This is a genomic window from Streptomyces sp. NPDC048507, assembly GCF_043199995.1.
In the GTDB taxonomy this organism is placed as follows: Bacteria; Actinomycetota; Actinomycetes; order Streptomycetales; family Streptomycetaceae; genus Streptomyces.
This window is the reverse complement of sequence record NZ_JBICWZ010000036.1, coordinates 1-17,118: the sequence shown is the minus strand read 5'-3', so window position 1 is coordinate 17,118 and position 17,118 is coordinate 1. Positions and strand designations below refer to the sequence as shown.

The following is a 17,118-nucleotide window of genomic DNA, read 5'->3' as shown; positions in this document are numbered from 1 at the left end:
CGTCGACAGATCGTTCCCGAAAGACGCCGTCTCCGACGTGAAACGGTCACCCGTCAGCTGCATACCGTCACCCGAATCACCCGCGAAACGGATGACCACGCGGTCGACGCGGCGGACCTCGGTCGTGGTGGTGGGTGCGGGCGTGGTGGTGGGCGTGGTCTCCATCTCAGTGGGCCGGCTCTTCCCGCACCAGCTCCGGCGTGTGCTTGTAGCCCATGATCAGCACGTCCCGGACGGCCGCCTTCGACGGGTCCTGCGGGAAGATCGGGCGCACCGCGTGCAGGATCTGCCCGTCGGCCCAGAACATGGTGTCCATCCGCTCGGTGAGGGTGAACTCGGCGACGAGCTCCTTCTCCAGGCTGTAGACCTGGGACTCGCCGCCCTGCGCGTTGAAGCGGCCCATGAGGTGGATCACGCCGAAGTCGACCTCGTCGCGGTGCGGCCCCTCGGGAGTGGGCTCGCCCGTCTCGTCGGGGGTGCTGATGATCCGGAACTGGTGGCACTGGACGTCCCACGGGTCGTCGAGCCAGGCGTCCTCGGGGACCGGGAACTTCTCGAAGTCGGACCGCAGGAGCCGGGTCAGCAGCGGGTTGTCCAGGGTGGTGCGGCTGAGCGGGGCCACGTCGCGGTCGATGCCGCCCGCGTAGTCGTTGGCGTTCATCGACTGGAAGTAGGGGCGGTGCGGGCGCAGCCTGACCTCGCCGGTGCGCGGCACGAAGAAGAACCGGTCGTAGCGGCGCTCGCGGAAGCGCGAGCCGCCCTTCAGGTACTGGTCCGTCTCCAGGTTCTCCCACTCGGCGGCCAATTCCTTGACGTGCTGCCGCAATTCGGCGTCGAGGACGAGCCGGTCGGCGGGCAGCAACGCATATCCGTTGGTCCGCAGTTCTTCCCGTGCCTGGGTCTGCATCGTGAACTCCTCCACACCGGCTTCGACCGCTCCGCTCCTGCATGCCGAGGTTCCCACAGCCGTACTGACGCTGAACTGACGGGCCGGCCGGGTCAGGACGACGTCAGCCGGTCGTCACGGGCTGCGTGCTTCACTCGACCGGTATGACAGAACAATTAGTGTCCTCACCCCGGTCGGAACGCCGGACGGTTCTGGAAGAAATCGTCGTGGCGGAATTCAAGACGGCGCTGCTCATGCCCGAGGACGAGGAGCTGCCCGTGGAGGACAGCTTCTTCGAGCTCGGTATGACGTCCCTGCTGCTGACGCAGGTCAAGCAGCGGCTGGAGGAGCAGCTGGGGCGGGGCATCAGCAGCACGGCCCTGTTCAACCAGCCCACCGTCGAGCGGCTCACCGACTATCTGGCCTCGGACGTACTGGCCGACATCTTCGACGCCAACTGAGAGAAAGGCCGCCACCATGCCGGGAACTCCGGACGCGCGGGACACGCGGGACACGCGGGAATTCGAATCGGTGAGGGAAATCCGGGAAAGGCTCGAAGCGGCCGAGGAGACGGTCGGCCGGCAGAACCGGGCGCTCGGGCAATTCCTGCTGGAGAAGCACGAGCCGATCGCCGTGGTCGGTGTCGGAATGCGGCTCCCCGGTGGCAGCCATTCGATTTCCGATCTCGATTCCTTCCTGCGGGACGGGCGCTCCGGAATTGTTCCGCTGCCCCGGGACCGGTGGGTTCCCGAGGTGGCGGACGATGACATCACGGCGGTGGCGGGCGGCTTCCTCGACCGCATTGACGAGTTCGACGCGCAGTTCTTCAACATTCCGCCCCGGCAGGCCCCCTTCATCGACCCGGGCCAGCGGCTGCTGCTGGAGACGGTGTGGGAGGCCCTGGAGGACGCCGGGCTCGATCCGGCCGGTCTTCGCCACGGTGACGGCGGCGTCTACGTCGGGGCGTCCCCCCTGGACTTCGCGCTGGAGCTGGAGGGGCTCTCGGACGAGCAGCTGGACGGGAGCCTGACGACCGGGCTCGGCGGCTACTCGATGTCGGGGCGGCTCTCGTACTTCCTGGGCTGGCGCGGTCCGAGCCTGACGACGGACACGGCGTGCGCGGCTTCGCTGACCGCCCTGCACCTGGCGGTGGAGGGCCTGCGGCGGCGCGAGTGCGGCATCGCGCTGTGCGCGGCGGTGAACGCGCTGCACAACCCGCGCTCGTTCGTGATCCTCTCGCACGGGCAGATGCTGGCCCCGGACGGGCACTGCAAGACCTTCGACGAGAGCGCGGACGGTTACGCGCGCGCCGAGGGCTGCGGGGCGCTGGTGCTGAAGCGGCTGTCGGACGCGCTGGTCGACGGTGACCGGATCCTGGCCCTCGTCCGGGGGACCGCGATCGGGCAGGACGGCGAGAGCGCGGGGCTGAGCGCGCCCAACGGGACGGCGCAGGAGGCCGTGATGCGGGCGGCGCTGGCCAACGCGCGCCTGGAGCCGGGCGACATCCAGTACGTGGAGGCGCACGGGACGGGGACGCCGCTGGGCGATCCGATCGAGCTGGGCTCGGTGAACGGCGTGTTCGGGGCCTCGCACGACCGGGAGAACCCGCTGACCATCGGCTCGCTGAAGGCCAACATCGGGCACATGGAGCCGGCCGCCGGGCTGGGCGGGGTGATCAAGGTGATCACCCAGATGCGGGCGAAGACGTTCTTCCCGCACGTGTGGCGCAACCTGTCCGGGCGGATCCCGTGGGACACGTATCCGATCGAGGTGGCGGAGCGGGAGAAGCCCTGGGACGCGCCGGTGCGGCGGGCCACCGTCAACGGCTTCGGGGTCGCCGGGGCCATCGCGGTGGCGGTGCTGGAGGAGCCGCCCGCTCCGGGGACGGGCGCGGAGGCCCTCGGCGACGGCGCGGAGGCCGGTGCCGGGGCCTCCGATGCCGATGCCGATGCCGGGAGGGCGCAGGCGTACGGGGGGCAGGTGTTCACGCTGTCCGCGAAGTCCCGGCCGGCGCTGCGCCTGCAGGCCGAGCGGTACGCCCGCTTCCTCGCCGAGCACCCCGCCACCTCCCTCGCCGACCTGTGCCGCACCCGCGCCACGGACCGCTCGCACTTCCGCTTCCGCGCCGCCGCGGCCGTGGCCTCCACCGCCGAACTGGCCGGCCGGCTGGAGCGGTGGAGCGCCCCGCCGCGCGGGGAGGACAAGCCGGACGCCTTCCGCAAGGTGGCGTTCCTGTTCACCGGGTCCGGTTCGCAGTACGTGGGCATGGGCCGGGCCCTGTACGGGCGCCACCCCGTCTTCACGCGCTGCGTGGACGAGTGCGACGCGCTCTTCGCGCCGCTGCTGGGCCGGTCGGTGACGGCGGTGATGTTCGGGGAGGCGCCGGACGCCGAGGAGACCCTGGCCCGTACGGCGTTCACGCACGCGGCGCTGTTCACCCTGGAGTACGCGCTGGCCCGGCTGTGGCTGTCGTGGGGGATCCGGCCGAGCGTGCTGATCGGGCACAGCGTCGGCGAGATCGTCGCGGCCACCGTCGCCGGGCTGTTCTCCCTCGCCGACGGGGCGGCCTTCCTCGCCGCCCGCTCGCGCCTGATCGAGTCGGTGTCGCTGCCCGGCTCGATGGCGGCCGTCGCGGCGCCCGCCGACGAGGTGCGGCCGCTGCTGGAGCGGTGGCCGGACCTGGCGCTGGCCGCCGTCAACGCGCCCGGGCAGTGCGTCCTCTCGGGCGGGGAGGACTCCCTCGCGCAGGCGGCCGGGGAACTGCGCGGGCGCGGGTGGACGGTGACCCCGCTGCACGTGACGGCGGCGTTCCACTCGCCGCTGATGGCCGGGGTGGCCGAGCCGCTGGCCCGGGTGCTGCGGGGGATCTCCTTCGGGGAGCCGCGGCTGCCGCTGGTGTCGAACCTGACGGGGCGGATCGCGGACCCGCGGGAGCTGGCGACGCCCGAGTACTGGGTGCGGCACGTGAGCGAGACGGTCGAGTTCGCGGCCGGGGTCCGCACGATCGCCGAGCGCGGCCGCCACGTGTTCCTGGAGGTGGGCCCCTCCACCGCGCTGACGTCGCTGGCCCGCGGCTGCGTACCGCAGGAGCAGCACCGCTGGCTGAGCTGCCTGCGCCGCAAGGACCCGACGGCCGCCCCCCTGGACGCCGCGCTCGCCGGGGCGTACGCGGCGGGGCTGAACATCGCCTGGGGCGAGGTCCACGCGGGCGGGCCGGGGCGGCGGATCCCGCTGCCGCCCTACGCCTTCGACCGGCGCGGCTACCGGCTCCCGGCCCGGCCGGCGGCGCGCGGCGGCTCCGCCGAGGGGCTGCACCCGCTGCTGGGCCGGGAGGGCGCGGCGGCCGGCGGGCGGCGGGAGTTCACGGCGCGCATCAGCGCGGGGGCGCCCGCGTACCTGGCCGACCACACGATCGGCGGGCAGGCCTTCCTGCCCGCGACGGCCTACCTGGAGGTACTGCTCGCGGTGCAGGACGAGGTCCACGGGGACACCGGCCGGGCGGTCGAGGACGTCCGCTTCCACGAGGCGCTGTTCCTGACGGACCGGCCGGTGCTGCTGGTGACCCGGGTACGGGCGGAGCCGGACGGCGGGCTGTCGGTGGAGATCTCCAGCCGGGCCGCCGCCGAGCAGGCCGCCGACGGAGCGGAACGGCTGCACGCCACCGCGTGGATCGCGGCGGAGCCCGCCGCGGACGGCGGGGCCCCCGCCGGGGAGGGGCGGGCCCTGCTGGGGCTGCTGGCCGCCTCGGCCGGGATCCGGCCCTCCCGGGTGATGGACGCCGGGCAGGTGCGGGCCGCGTACGCCGAGGCCGGTCTGGAGTACGGGCCGCAGTTCCTGCGGGCCCGCGCGGTGACCGCGTACGGGCCCGGCTTCGCGGTGACGGAGCTGACGGGCGGGGACCTCTCGCGCGCCGAGCTGCTCCCGCCGCCGCTGCTGGACGGGGCCACGCACGCCCTGGCCGCGCTCGCCGACGACGGCCGCCGGTACGTGGCCACGAGCGTGGGCCGGCTGCGCGTGTTCAAGAAGCCGCGCGGCGGGGCGCTGCGCTCGGCGGTGCGCGTGGAGCACGCCGCGGACGCCTCCGGGGCGGCCGGCGGCCCGGCGTTCACGCTGGACCTGGTGCTGCTGGAGGACGGGCCCGAGGGGGCGCCGCGGCCGGTGGCGCAGCTGTCCGGGATGGGCTTCACCCGGCTGCCGGACCGGCCGGTGGAGGCCTCGGACACGGTACGGGCGGCGGAGGCGGCGCAGGCCGCCGGCCCGCTGGACGTGGCGGCGCTGGCGGCGGCGGAGCCCGCGCAGCGGCTGGCGGCCCTGGTGTCGCTGGTGCGGGCCACGGTGGCGGCGCTGCTCGCGATCGACGACCCGGAGTACGTGGACACCCGGGCGGGCTTCCTGGAGCTGGGCGTGGACTCGCTGACGGCGATCGTGCTCAAGACGCAGCTGGAGACGCGGCTGCGGGTGCCGCTGGTCTCCTCCGCGGTGTTCGACCACCCCTCGGTGGACGAACTGGCCGAGATGCTCGCGCACCGCCTCGCGCCGGAGCCGGTGGGGGCGGCCCGCTGAACACCCTTCCCGGGCCGCGGCCCGCAGCCGGCCCGGACGACTCCGATGACACTCACGGCACAGACGACTCAGGGGAACCCATGGACAACCACCGTACGGAGGACCGGACCCTCGCCGCCCGCGCGGCGTCGCACGCCCGGACCCGGCCCGACCAGCCGGCGGTGATCTGCGAGGACCGCGCGCTGACCTACGGGCAGCTGCACCGGGAGAGCAACCGCACGGCGCACGCGCTGCTGGCGGCCGGCCTGGGCGCGGGGGCCCGGGTGGGCTACCTGGGCCGGGAGTCGGAGTACTACTTCGACCTCGCGCTCGGCTGCGCCAAGGCGGGGGCGGTGCTGGTGCCCGTCAACTCACGGCTCACGGTCGGCGAGGTCGAGCACGTCCTGCGCGATTCGCAGGCCGAACTCCTCTTCGTGGAGCGGGCGTTCCGCCCGCTGGTGGACAAGCTGCGGGCGCTCCTGCCGCGTCTGGGCCGGGTCGTCGAAATGGACTCGGACGCGCACCTGGCGGCCGGTTTCCTCGGCTGGAAGGGCGACGCGGCGGACACCGATCCGCCCACCGCCGGGGCCGTGGGCTTCGACGACCCGGTGGCGCAGCTGTACACGAGCGGGACGACCGGCCTGCCGAAGGGGGTGGTGCTGGCCCAGCGGACCTTCTTCACCTTCATCGCGGACAGCCGGGCCGCCGGGGTGGACTGGATCGACTGGCGCCCGCAGGACCGGGGGCTGAGCTGCTTCCCGGCCCTGCACACCTCCGGGTTCGGCTGGTTCATGCACTCCTTCAACGCCGGCGCCACCACGGTGATCATGCGTCAGTTCATCGCGGACGAGGCGACGCGGCTGATCGAGCGGCACGGGATCACGACCCTGTGGGCCGCGCCCGCGATGCTGCGGATGATGCTGACCGAGAAGGGCACCGGCCGCGAGACCTTCGCCTCGCTGCGCAAGGTGGTGTACAGCGGCTCCCCCATCGACCGTGAGCTGCTGCTGACCTGCATCGACGTACTGGGCTGCGAGCTGGCCCAGGGCTATTCGTCGGCCGAGGCGGGCAGTTTCGTCACCTGCCTGGCGCCCTCGGACCACACTCCGGACTCCCGGGTGCTCGCCTCCGCGGGCCGGGCGCTGCCCGGCAACGAGGTGCGGATCCTCGACGGGGAGGGGCGGGCGCTGCCGGCGGGCGAGGTGGGCCGGGTCGTCATCAAGAGCCCGGCCCGCTTCCTGGGGTACTGGCGGCTGCCGGAGGCCACGGCGGCGGCCCTGTCCGACGGCCCGGCCGGCACGGACGGCCCCGGCGGCACGGACGGCTCCGGCGGCACGGACGGCTCCGGCGGCGCGGACGGCCCCGGCGGCCAGTGGCTGGCCATGGGCGACATGGGCCATCTGGACGCCGACGGCTACCTCTTCCTCGCGGACCGCGTGGGCGACACGATCATCGTCGCGGGCCAGAACATCTACCCCACGGAGGTGGAGAACGCGCTGCGCGCCCACCCCGCCGTCGCCGAGGTCTGCGTGTACGGGGTCCCGCATCCCGACTGGGGCGAGGCCGTACGGGCCGCGGTGGTGCTGCGGGCGGGCGCCGAGGCCGTCCCGAGGGACTTCCTGAGGTTCCTGAACGGCCGCCTCGCCGGGTTCAAGATCCCCACCGGGTACGACATCGTGACGGCGCTGCCGCGCAATCCCACCGGGAAGGTGCTGCGCCGGGTGCTGCGCGAACGCCACCCGGCCGGGGCCGCCCCGAGCGCCGCCCCCGCCGCCCCGGCCGCCTCCCCCGCCGCCGCATAGCCCGCCGTGGAGGCGAGGGACGCCCCGGCGGCGCCGCGCCCCCCGGGCCCGCTGCCCGAGGTGCAGGGCGCCGCGCGGTGGCTGCATCCGGCCGACGCCGAACCGGACGCCGGGATGCGGCTGTTCCTGCTGCACCACAGCGGGGGCGGCGCCTCGATGTACCGGGAGTGGCCGGGGCGGCTGCCCGCCTCGGTGGCCGTCCAGGCCGTGCAGCTGCCCGGGCGCCAGGAGCGGCGGCGCGAGGCCCCGTACACCCGGCTGGTCCCGCTGGCGCAGGCGCTCGCGCGGGTGGTCTCGGACGAGCTGGACGGGCGCGCCTACGCGGTGTTCGGGCACTCGATGGGGGCCCTGCTGGGCTACCGGCTGACGGTGGAGCTGGAGCGGCGGGGCCTGCCCGGGCCGGCGCTGCTCGCCGTGTCGGGGTGGGCGCCGCGGGGCTTCTCGGCGCCCACCGCGCTGTCCGCGGACCCCCTGGAGGCGCTGCGGCTGCTGGGCGGGCTGCCGCCCGAGGTGGCGGCGGACCCGGAGCTGCTGGCGGCGGCGGTGCGGGCGATGGGCGCGGACGGCGCGGTGTGCGCCGACCACCTGGACGACGGGGCGGCCGTGGGCTGTCCCGTCGTCGCGTACTCCGGGCGCGAGGATCCCCTCCTCGCGCCCGAGGCCATGCGGTCGTGGGCCGGGCGGACGCCGGAGTTCCTGGGGTGCCGGACCTTCCCCGGGGACCACTTCTACCTGCGGTCCCACGCCCGCGCCATCACCGCCGACCTGGCCCAGCTGCTGCCGCGGTACGCCGCGGCGCGCTGAGCGGGCGGCGTCCCCGCAGAACCGGAGGTTCACCGTCATGCTGCCCCGACCGAACGAACTCCTCACGCGCTACGTCGCGTTGTGGAACGAGACCGACGCGCGGCGACGGCGCGAGATGGTGCACGCGCTGTACGCGCCGGACTGCACGTACGTCTTCTACCGCAAGGACCCGGTCCGCGGGCACGCGGCGCTCCTGGACCAACTGGCGTACACGCACCAGGTGTACGGGCCGATGGGCTACGAGTTCCGGTCCGCGAACAACGCGACCGGCCACCACGACGTCGTCCGGTTCAACTGGGTGATGGTCTCGGCGGCCACGGGCGAGATGGAGATGTCCGGCCAGGACATCGTCGTGCTCGCCGAGGACGGGCGAATTCAGGCCGACTACCAGTTCCACGACCGCATGCCCTCGTCGTTCGTCTACGACGACGGGTACGAGGAGCACGGCGTGGCGGTACGCGCGGCGCGGCCCCGGCGCACCGGTGTCTCCGGCCCCTGACGGGGACCCGCGGCGCGCACGCACCGGCCCCGCGGCACAGAGCTGCCGCGGGGCCGGTCGCGTCCGGGGACGCGGGTCAGAGCGCGGCGCCCGCCAGCGCGTTCGGGCAGTACTGGCGCAGGACCAGTTCGGCGGTGGCCAGGGCCATGCGGGCGGGGCCGTCCGTGCCGAGCACCTCGCCGTTGGCCAGCAGGCCGCCGATGACGAGCATCAGCGTGTCGGCCAGGGCGTCGGGGTCCTCGGCGCCGGCCTGGGAGCCCATGTCCCGGAGCCAGTTGCGCAGGCCCTTGAGGTGCAGCGTCGCCTCCTGGCGGCCCGGGTGCTGCGGGTCGCGGAACTCGCTGGAGGTGTTGTAGTAGATGCAGCCGTGGAAGTCGGGTTCCTGGACGCTGGCGTGGAAGAACTCCATGAGCGCCATGATCTGGCGGACCGGGTCGCCGCTGTGGGGCGACGTGACCTCCTCGGCCCGCTCCCACCACTGGGCGTCGCTCTCGCGGAGCCAGGCGGCGATGAGCTCGTCCTTGCTGGCGAACTCGCGGTAGAGCAGGCTCTTGCCCACGCCGGTCGCGTCGATCACCTGCTGCATGCCGACGGCCCGGACCCCCTGCTCACCGAAGAGTTTGGCCGAGGCCTCCAGAATCCGCCGCCTCGTACCTGGTGCCGGTGTACGCGCCATGTCTGAACTCCTTCCCCTCTCCCCCGCGGATCCCAGCATACGTTTGACACAGGGGTTTGTGAGCGCTAGAAATGGACCGATCAGTCCAGGACTGATCGGTCCGTCATTTACCTGCTGCGTCTCGCTGCTTCCGACGACACTCCGATCGGAGTCTGATCATGACCGAGGCATCCCCGACCTCCCCTCCCCTCGCACGGGCGGTACCTCCCGCACCCGTGGTCAAGAGCCTTCCGCTGCTGCTCCTGGTCGTGTGCGCGGTGCAGTTCCTCGACGCGATGGACATCGCGAGCATGGGCCCGGCCCTCCCCCTGGTCCAGGCGGACCTGGGGATGTCGACCTCCTCCCTCCAGTGGGTCGTCTCGGCCTACGCGCTCGGATTCGGCGGGTTCCTGCTGCTGGGCGGCCGGCTGGCCGACCTGTACAACCGCAAGAAGCTGCTGATCGGCTGGCTGGCCGTCTTCGTGGTCGCCAGCGTCCTGGGCGGTTTCGCCGACGACGGCGTGCTCCTGGTCGTGGCCCGTCTCCTCAAGGGCGTCAGCGCGGGCATCACCGCGCCCGCGGCGATGGCGATCCTGCTCGACGCCTTCCGTGACGAGCAGTCCCGCAACCGCGCGCTCGGCACCTTCCTGGCCGTGGCCTCGGCCGGTTACTCCCTCGGTCTGATCCTCGGCGGCCTGATGGCGGGCATCTCCTGGCGCCTGGTGCTCTTCGCCCCCGCCGTGGCCGGTGCCCTCGTCGCACTGCTCGCCGCATCCGTGGTGCCCGCGCAGCAGGAGAAGGGCAAGAGCGGCAGCCTCGACGTCCTCGGAGCCGTCACCGTGACGGCCGGCGCGGTGGCGCTCGTCTACGGACTCAGCCGGGCCGCCAGTGACGGCTGGTCCGACGCGCAGACCATCGGTTCGCTCGTCGCCGCCGTCATCCTCTTCCCGCTGTTCGCGCTGGTCGAGAGCCGCCACCCGGCGCCGCTCGTCCCGCTCTCCGTCTTCCGCAAGGGCCAGCTGACCCGCGCCCTGGTCTCGATGCTCTTCTTCGGCGCCTACGTCTCCTTCCAGTTCGTGCTGACCCTCTACTACCAGGAGCAGCTGGGCTGGTCCCCGCTGGAGGCCGGCCTCGCCTTCCTCCTCGGCGGCGTGCTGACGGCGGGCACCGCCCGCTACGGCGCCGCGCTGGTCACCAAGTACGGCCCCTGGCCGGTCGCGACCGGCGGCCTGGTGCTGCTGAGCATCGGCTACCTCGGCTGGGTCCTGCTGATGGGCGACGTCGACCCGCTGGTCACCCTCTTCGCCCAGCAGCTCCTCGGCGGCCTCGGCTTCGCCGCGGTCTACCCGGCCCTGAACATCGCCGCCGTCGGCAGCGCCGAGCCCAGCGAACAGGGCCTGGTGTCCGGCCTGTTCAACGCCGGCGCGCAGATCGGCAACGGCGTGGTCATCGCGATCACCGCCACCGTCTTCTCGCTCTCCACCGGCGGGATCGCCCCCTACCGGGCCGGGCTGTGGACCGTCACGGTCATCACCCTCGCCGTCACCCTCGTGGCCCTGGCGGGCGCCGCCCGCCACCGCCAGAAGGCCACGGCCTGACCGGAGGGCGCGGCCGCAGTGGCGGCCGCGCCCTCCCCCACGATCGGCCGTGCAACACCTCTGGCGCACCCATTGGATCCCCCGCATCCGGCGCCGGACGTGTTGCACGGCCTCGTCATGTCCGGAGCCGGGCGGGGGCGGCTTCATTGACATGCTCCTACCTGACCAAGTACGGTCGGGACCGATCGGTCCACTAGGAATTCAGTACCACTTGAGTACCGCTTCCGGCACCGAATCGATCACCCGGCGCCAGTGCACACGACACCGTTCTCTTTCCATCTCGCGGGGAGATGTTTGTGTTGCTGTTCTCAGTCCTAGGCTCCATGGAAATAATGAAACAGCGCGTCGCCGTACGACTCGGCGGCGCCATGCAGCAGACGCTCCTGGCGACCCTGCTCGCGGCCGGCGGATCGCTCGTCACGGTCGACTCCCTCATCCTCGAATTATGGGGGACCACACCCCCCAACAAAGTCGAGAACGCCCTCCAGGCGCAGGTCAGCCGGGTGCGCAGAACCCTGGCAGCCGTCGAGCCGGACCGGGAGGGCTCGCGGGTCGTCACGAGCACCTCCGGTTACATGTTCCTCTTCGACCGGTGGGAACTCGACGCCTACCTGTTCCTCGACACCGTGGACTCGATCCACGCGAGAACGGGCACCGACACCCTCTCGGAACACCGCCAGAACATCGCCGACCTGCGCGCCGGACTTTCCCGCTGGCGGGGCCCGGTATTCGGCGGGCTGGCCGGCGGACCGATCTGCCAGACCGCGTCCACCCGGTACATGGAGGCGCGGAATTCCGCGCTCATTCTGCTTTACGATCTGGAACTGCGCACCGGTGGCCACGAGCGCATCCTGCCGGAGCTGACCGAGCTGTACTCGCGGAACCCCAACCACGAACAGTTCTGCATGCTGCTCATGCGGGCGCTGTACCGCTGCGGCCGCCAGCTCGACGCCCTGACGGTCTACCGCCAGTGCCGCCACAACATGATCGAGTCGCAGGGCATCGAGCCCTCCCCCGTACTGAGCCAGTACGAGCGGGCCATCTTGACCCACGACCCGATGCTGCTGCAGAACGAGCCCTACTGGCCGGTTCCGGCCCTCGTCGCGGGCTAGCGGAAGCGCCCCCGATGACCGGCTCACTGCTCCTGGTCGCGCACGGCAGCCGCGATCCGCGGCACGCGCGGACGGTCCGCGCACTCGCCCGCAGGATCCGGGCGACGAGGCCCGCACTGCGCGTGGCGACGGCCTTCCTCGGCTTCGACGCCCCCGGCGTCCCGGAGGAACTGGCGCGCACCGCCCGCGACGGGATCCGCGCCGTGGTGGTCCAGCCCCTGCTGCTGACCCGCGCCTTCCACGCGAAGACGGACCTGCCCGGCGTCCTGCGCCAGGCACCGCCCGGCCTCACCGTGCTCCGGGCCCCCGTCCTCGGACCCGACCCGCTGCTCACTGCGGCGCTCGAACGCCGGCTGTACGGGGCCGGGCTCGTCCGGGGAGAGCGCGCCTCCACCGCGGTGGTCCTCGCGGCCGCCGGCAGCGGCGACCCGGAGGCGGCCGAGGGCCTCGCCGCCCTCGCCCGGCACTGGCAGCGCACCGCCGGCTGGTACGCCGTACGGCCCGCCGCCGCCTCCGCGGGCCCCCGTACCGAGGACGTCGTACGCGCGCTGCGCGCCGAGGGGGCCCGCCGGGTGGCGGTCGCCCCGTACGTCCTGGCACCGGGCAGGCTCCCCGACCGGATCGCGGCGGGCGCCCGCGCGGCCGGGGCGGACGTCCTGGCCCCCGTCCTCGGCGCCGCGCCGGAGCTGGTCCGGCTCGTCCTGCGCCGCTACGACCGGGCCGCCCGCGTCCCGGTGCCGACGGGCTGACGCACGGCTCACGGGCGCAGGCCGCGGCGGCGCAGCATCCGCCGCTCCAGCGGGCCGAAGACCAAGAGGTCGACGGCGACGCCCACCAGCAGGATCAGCAGGATGGCCAGGAAGATCCGTGCCATGTCCGAGGTCTCGCGCCCCGATTCCAGCAACTGGCCCAGGCCCAGGCCCAGGTCGGGGGAGCTGGCGATGATCTCGGCGGCCATCAGGGAGCGCCAGGAGAAGGCCCAGCCCTGCTTGAGGCCGGCCAGGTAGCCGGGGAGGGCGGCGGGCATGACCACGTGCCGGGCGCCGCGCAGTCCGGTGGCGCCCAGGGACCGGCCGGCCCGCAGGAACAGCGGCGGGACCTGGTCGATGCCGGAGACGAGGCCGCCCGCGATGGAGGGGGTGGCGCCGAGCAGGATGACCGCGTACATCATCGAGTTGTCCAGGCCCAGCCAGAGCACCGCCGGGGGCACCCAGGCCACGGACGGCAGGGACTGCAGGCCCTGGAGGACGGGGCCGATCGCGGCGCGGACGAACTTCACGCGGGCCACCAGCAGGCCGAGCGGGGTGCCGATGGCCAGGGCCAGCAGGAAGCCGGACAGGCCGCGCCAGACGCTGGTCCAGATCACGTCGAGGAGGGTGCCCTTGAACCACAGGTCGGTCAGGCTGTGCCACACCGCGGACAGCGGCGGGAGCATGTAGTCGTCGGTGACGCGGGCCCAGACGAGCACCTGCCACGCCGTCAGCACCAGGGCGACGGCGACGGCGGGCGGCAGGGCCTTGCCGAGCAGCACCCGGCGCAGCGGGGTGCGGGCGCCGTCGTGGGTGTCGAGCGCGTCGAGCCCGGCCAGTTCGTGGGAGGCGCCGCGCGCCTCCCGGGGCCGGAGGTCAGTGCTGGCCATGGCGGCGGATCTCCCCACGCAGGTGTTCGGTGATCTCCAGGGACAGGTCGGCGACGTCCGCGTCCTCGATGCGGCGCGGCTGCGGGATGTCCACGCTCCATTCGCGGGCGACGCGGCCGGGGCGGGAGGAGAGCAGGACCACGCGCTGGGCGAGGCGGACGGCTTCGCGGACGTTGTGGGTGACGAAGAGGACCGACAGGCCGGTCTCCGCCCAGATGCGGGTGAGTTCGCCGTGCAGGACGTCGCGGGTGATGGCGTCGAGGGCCGCGAAGGGCTCGTCCATCAGCAGGAGGCGGCTGTCCTGGGCGAGGGCGCGGGCCAGGGCGACGCGCTGGCGCATGCCGCCGGACAGTTCGTGGACCCGCTTGCCGTACGCGCCGCCGAGCCGGACCAGCTCCAGCAGCCGTTCGGCCTCCGGCTTGCGCTCCGTCTTGGGCACGCCGCGCAGGCGCAGGGCGAGTTCGATGTTCTTGCCCGCGGTCAGCCACGGGAACAGGGCGTGCTCCTGGAACATCAGGGCCGGGCGGCCGCCGGTCGTGACGCTTCCGGCGGTCGGCGCGTCCAGTCCCGCGACCAGGTTCAGCAGGGTGGACTTGCCGCAGCCGGAGGCGCCGAGGAGGGTGACGAACTCGCCGGGGGCGACGTCGAGGCTGATGTCGTCCAGGACCTGCTGGTCCCCGGCGGGGCCGGGGAAGGACTTCGAGACGTGTGCGATGCGGACGGCCCGCTCCAGGGCCGTGGTGGGCTCCGCGCCGACCAGGACGGTCGCCATCGCGGGTCACCTCCTCTGGTCGTCGGTGCCCGGGCCCGGCGGGGTGACGGGGGGCTTGTGCAGGGAGCCGAGGACCTTGTCGATGGGCCCGAGGTCGTAGATGCCGGTCAGGTCGGGGCGTTCCAGGAGGCCGGCCCGGGCGGCGTGCTGGGCCTGGGCGCCGAGGGTGTCGGCCAGGGGGTCGTCGGTGACGAGGATGGACGGCCAGGCGCGGTCGATGACCTCGGGCTCCAGTTCCTTGCCGGTGAGGGTCTTCAGGGCGGCGTTGGCCGAGGCCTTGGCTCCGTCCCGGTGGGCGTTGATCCAGTCGTTGGTCTTCACCGTGCCCCTGAGCACGGCCTCGACCACGTCCGGGTGCTCCTTGAGGAACTTCTGCGACACGACGACGTTCGTGATCACGAACTTCCCGCCGGGCCACAGGTCGCTCTCGTCGAGGAGGACGGTGGCGCCCTCGGCGACCAGCTTGGAGGCCGTCGGTTCGGGCACCCAGGCACCGTCGACGGCCCCGGAGCGGTAGGCGTCGGGGGTGATGGTGTTGTTGGTGCGGACGACGGACACGTCGCCCTTCCCGCTGGCCGCGTCGATCTTCCAGCCGCGGGCGGCCGCCCAGTCGAGGAGGGCCACGTCCTGGGTGTTGCCGAGCTGCGGGGTGGCGATCCGCTTGCCCCGGACGTCGTCCAGCGTCTTGATCCTGTCCGGGTTCACGACGAGCTTGACGCCGCCCGAGGCCGAACCGGAGACGATCCGCAGGCTGCGCCCCTTGGACTTCACGTAGCCGTTGACCGCGGGCGAGGGCCCGATGAAGCCGATGTCGACGGAGCCCGCGGCCAGGGCCTCGATCTCGGCCGGACCGGCGTTGAAGGTGGCGGTCTTCAGGGTGGTGCCGCCCAGTTCCCGCTGGATCAGCCCTTCCCGTACGCCGACCAGGGCGGTGGCGTGGGTGAGGTTGGGGAAGTAGCCGAGGGTCACGGAGTCCGCCGAGAGCCGGGCGGCCGCCGCTCCGGCCGGGGCGGCGGCTCCGGCCACGGCCGGGTCGGGCCGCGATCCGTAGCCGCAGCCGCCGAGGGCGGCGGCGAGGAGCAGGAGCAGCGCGGCCGCGGCGGGGCGGCCGCGTCCGCGGGCGGGGGCGGGGGGTCCGGCTAGACGGTCCATGGGTTCTCCGTGAAGGCCTCGCCCGCCATGCCCGCGGTGAGGGTGGTGCCGTCGGCGGGGTCGATGAGGAGGAAGGAGCCGGTGCGGCGGGAGGCGGCGTAGGCGTCGAGGGCGAGGGGTTCGGCGGTCCGTACGAGGACCCGGCCGATGTCGTTGGCGACCAGCCGGCCGGGCTCCGGGTGCTGGGAGAGGTCGTCCAGGGTCAGCCGCGAGGGGATCTCCTTGACGATCGCCTGGACCGTGCGGGTGGTGTGCTTGAGCAGGACGCGCTGGCCGACGGTCAGGGGCCGGTCGGCGACGTGACAGACGGTGGCCGGCACCTCGTGGGTGAGGCCGGGGGCGACGGCGGTGGGGGCGATCAGATCGCCCCGGGAGACGTCGATGTCGTCCGTGAGCCGTAGCGTCACGGACTGCGGGGCCCGGGCGGTGTCCACGGGCGTTCCCAGGGCGTCGATGGCCTCGATCGCGCTGGTGCGGCCGGACGGCAGGACGGTGACGGCTTCGCCGACGCGCAGGACGCCGGAGGCGATCTGGCCGGCGTAGCCGCGGTAGTCGGGGTGCTCGGCGCTCTGCGGGCGGATCACGTACTGGACGGGGAAGCGGGCGTGGGCGGCGGTGAGTTCCTCGCTGACGGGGACGGATTCGAGGTGTTCGAGGACGGTGGGGCCGCCGTACCAGTCCATGTTCGCGGAGGGCTCGACCACGTTGTCCCCGGCCAGGGCGGAGATCGGGATCGCGGTGATCCCGGGCAGCCCGAGGCCGCCGGCGTAGGCGGTGAACTCCTCGGCGATCCTCGCGAAGACCGCTTCCCGGTAGTCGACGAGGTCCATCTTGTTGACGGCGAGGACGACGTGGGGGACGCGCAGGAGGGCGGCGACGGCGGCGTGGCGGCGGGTCTGTTCGATGACGCCGTTGCGGGCGTCGACGAGGACCACGGCGAGGTCGGCGGTGGAGGCGCCGGTGACCATGTTGCGGGTGTACTGCACGTGGCCGGGAGTGTCGGCGAGGATGAACCGGCGGCGTGCGGTGGCGAAGTAGCGGTAGGCCACGTCGATGGTGATGCCCTGTTCGCGTTCGGCGCGCAGGCCGTCGGTGAGGAGGGCGAGGTCGGGGGTGTCCTGGCCGCGCCGGGCGGAGACGGCCTCGACGGCTTCCAGCTGATCGGTCAGGACCGACTTGGAGTCGTGCAGGAGCCGCCCGACGAGGGTGGACTTGCCGTCGTCGACGGAGCCGGCGGTCGCGAAACGCAGCAGCGTGGTGACGCCCATGGCTAGAAGTACCCTTCGCGCTTGCGGTCTTCCATCGCGGCCTCGGACATCTTGTCGTCGGCCCGGGTCGCGCCCCGCTCGGTGAGCCGGGAGGCGGCGATCTCGGCGATGACGGCGTCCAGCGTGGCGGCTTCGGAGTCCACCGCCCCGGTGCAGGACATGTCCCCGACGGTGCGGTAGCGGACCTGCCGCTTCTCGGCCCGTTCGTGGGCCGCCGGGCCGCCCCAGTCGCCGGCCGTCAGCCACATTCCATTGCGCTGGAAGACCTCGCGTTCGTGGGCGAAGTAGATCGGCGGGAGTTCGATGGCCTCGCGGGCGATGTACTGCCACACGTCCAGCTCGGTCCAGTTGGAGAGGGGGAAGACGCGGACGTGTTCGCCGGGGGCGTG

Annotated in this window: 15 protein-coding genes; 8 read left to right on the top strand and 7 right to left on the bottom strand. The window is 73.3% G+C overall.

Features of this window, described 5'->3' with window-relative positions:
• Positions 1-166: 166 nt before the first annotated feature.
• A complete protein-coding gene (locus ACGFXC_RS37340; protein WP_393719398.1) occupies positions 167-907 on the bottom strand; it encodes a 2OG-Fe dioxygenase family protein in 741 nt (246 codons plus the stop codon).
• A gap of 206 nt (positions 908-1,113) precedes the next feature.
• On the opposite strand from ACGFXC_RS37340, the gene ACGFXC_RS37335 reads away from it, so the two are divergent.
• The 5 genes from ACGFXC_RS37335 (at position 1,114) to ACGFXC_RS37315 (ending at position 8,533) form a co-directional block, all read left to right on the top strand.
• Positions 1,114-1,347, top strand: coding sequence for an acyl carrier protein (locus tag ACGFXC_RS37335; RefSeq protein ID WP_351830865.1), 234 nt, complete (start codon positions 1,114-1,116; stop codon positions 1,345-1,347).
• Positions 1,348-1,417: 70 nt separating this feature from the next.
• A complete protein-coding gene (locus ACGFXC_RS37330; RefSeq protein ID WP_393719397.1) occupies positions 1,418-5,449 on the top strand; it encodes a type I polyketide synthase in 4,032 nt (1,343 codons plus the stop codon).
• Positions 5,450-5,529: 80 nt separating this feature from the next.
• Positions 5,530-7,230 (top strand): AMP-binding protein, encoded by a 1,701-nt coding sequence (locus ACGFXC_RS37325; protein ID WP_393719396.1) that lies wholly within the window; start codon positions 5,530-5,532, stop codon positions 7,228-7,230.
• Positions 7,231-7,236: 6 nt separating this feature from the next.
• Positions 7,237-8,034: a thioesterase II family protein gene (locus tag ACGFXC_RS37320; protein ID WP_393719395.1), complete on the top strand. Its 798-nt coding sequence runs from the start codon at positions 7,237-7,239 to the stop codon at positions 8,032-8,034.
• A gap of 37 nt (positions 8,035-8,071) precedes the next feature.
• Positions 8,072-8,533 (top strand): nuclear transport factor 2 family protein, encoded by a 462-nt coding sequence (locus ACGFXC_RS37315; RefSeq protein WP_393719394.1) that lies wholly within the window; start codon positions 8,072-8,074, stop codon positions 8,531-8,533.
• A 76-nt stretch (positions 8,534-8,609) separates the two neighbouring features.
• Here the strand turns inward: ACGFXC_RS37315 and ACGFXC_RS37310 are convergent, their stop codons facing one another.
• Positions 8,610-9,209: a TetR/AcrR family transcriptional regulator gene (locus ACGFXC_RS37310; RefSeq protein ID WP_393719393.1), complete on the bottom strand. Its 600-nt coding sequence runs from the start codon at positions 9,207-9,209 to the stop codon at positions 8,610-8,612.
• Between the two features lie 158 nt (positions 9,210-9,367).
• Between ACGFXC_RS37310 and ACGFXC_RS37305 the strand changes: the two genes are divergently transcribed.
• The 3 genes from ACGFXC_RS37305 to ACGFXC_RS37295 all read left to right on the top strand — a co-directional run bounded on the left by ACGFXC_RS37305 (position 9,368) and on the right by ACGFXC_RS37295 (position 12,647).
• Positions 9,368-10,786: an MFS transporter gene (locus tag ACGFXC_RS37305; RefSeq protein WP_393719392.1), complete on the top strand. Its 1,419-nt coding sequence runs from the start codon at positions 9,368-9,370 to the stop codon at positions 10,784-10,786.
• A 332-nt stretch (positions 10,787-11,118) separates the two neighbouring features.
• Positions 11,119-11,898, top strand: coding sequence for a BTAD domain-containing putative transcriptional regulator (locus ACGFXC_RS37300; protein WP_393719391.1), 780 nt, complete (start codon positions 11,119-11,121; stop codon positions 11,896-11,898).
• A 14-nt stretch (positions 11,899-11,912) separates the two neighbouring features.
• Entirely contained in the window at positions 11,913-12,647 is a 735-nt protein-coding gene (locus ACGFXC_RS37295) for a sirohydrochlorin chelatase (RefSeq protein ID WP_393719390.1), read from the top strand.
• 8 nt (positions 12,648-12,655) lie between these two features.
• Here the strand turns inward: ACGFXC_RS37295 and ACGFXC_RS37290 are convergent, their stop codons facing one another.
• The 5 genes from ACGFXC_RS37290 to ACGFXC_RS37270 form a co-directional block, all read right to left on the bottom strand.
• Positions 12,656-13,537 carry an ABC transporter permease gene (locus tag ACGFXC_RS37290; RefSeq protein WP_393719389.1) on the bottom strand — a complete coding sequence of 294 codons (882 nt, stop codon included), beginning with the start codon at positions 13,535-13,537 and terminating at the stop codon, positions 12,656-12,658.
• Positions 13,524-14,309, bottom strand: coding sequence for an ABC transporter ATP-binding protein (locus tag ACGFXC_RS37285; protein ID WP_393719388.1), 786 nt, complete (start codon positions 14,307-14,309; stop codon positions 13,524-13,526). The genes ACGFXC_RS37290 and ACGFXC_RS37285 overlap by 14 nt, the downstream gene beginning before the upstream one ends.
• 6 nt (positions 14,310-14,315) lie before the next feature.
• Entirely contained in the window at positions 14,316-15,461 is a 1,146-nt protein-coding gene (locus tag ACGFXC_RS37280; protein WP_393719387.1) for an aliphatic sulfonate ABC transporter substrate-binding protein, read from the bottom strand.
• The gene (locus ACGFXC_RS37275; protein ID WP_393719386.1) at positions 15,449-16,729 is read right to left on the bottom strand and encodes a sulfate adenylyltransferase subunit 1; all 1,281 of its coding nucleotides are present in this window, start codon (positions 16,727-16,729) and stop codon (positions 15,449-15,451) included. Before ACGFXC_RS37275 ends, ACGFXC_RS37280 begins: the two co-directional genes overlap by 13 nt.
• A gap of 2 nt (positions 16,730-16,731) precedes the next feature.
• On the bottom strand, positions 16,732-17,118 hold a 387-nt coding region (locus tag ACGFXC_RS37270), incomplete at its 5' end, for a phosphoadenosine phosphosulfate reductase family protein (RefSeq protein WP_393719385.1).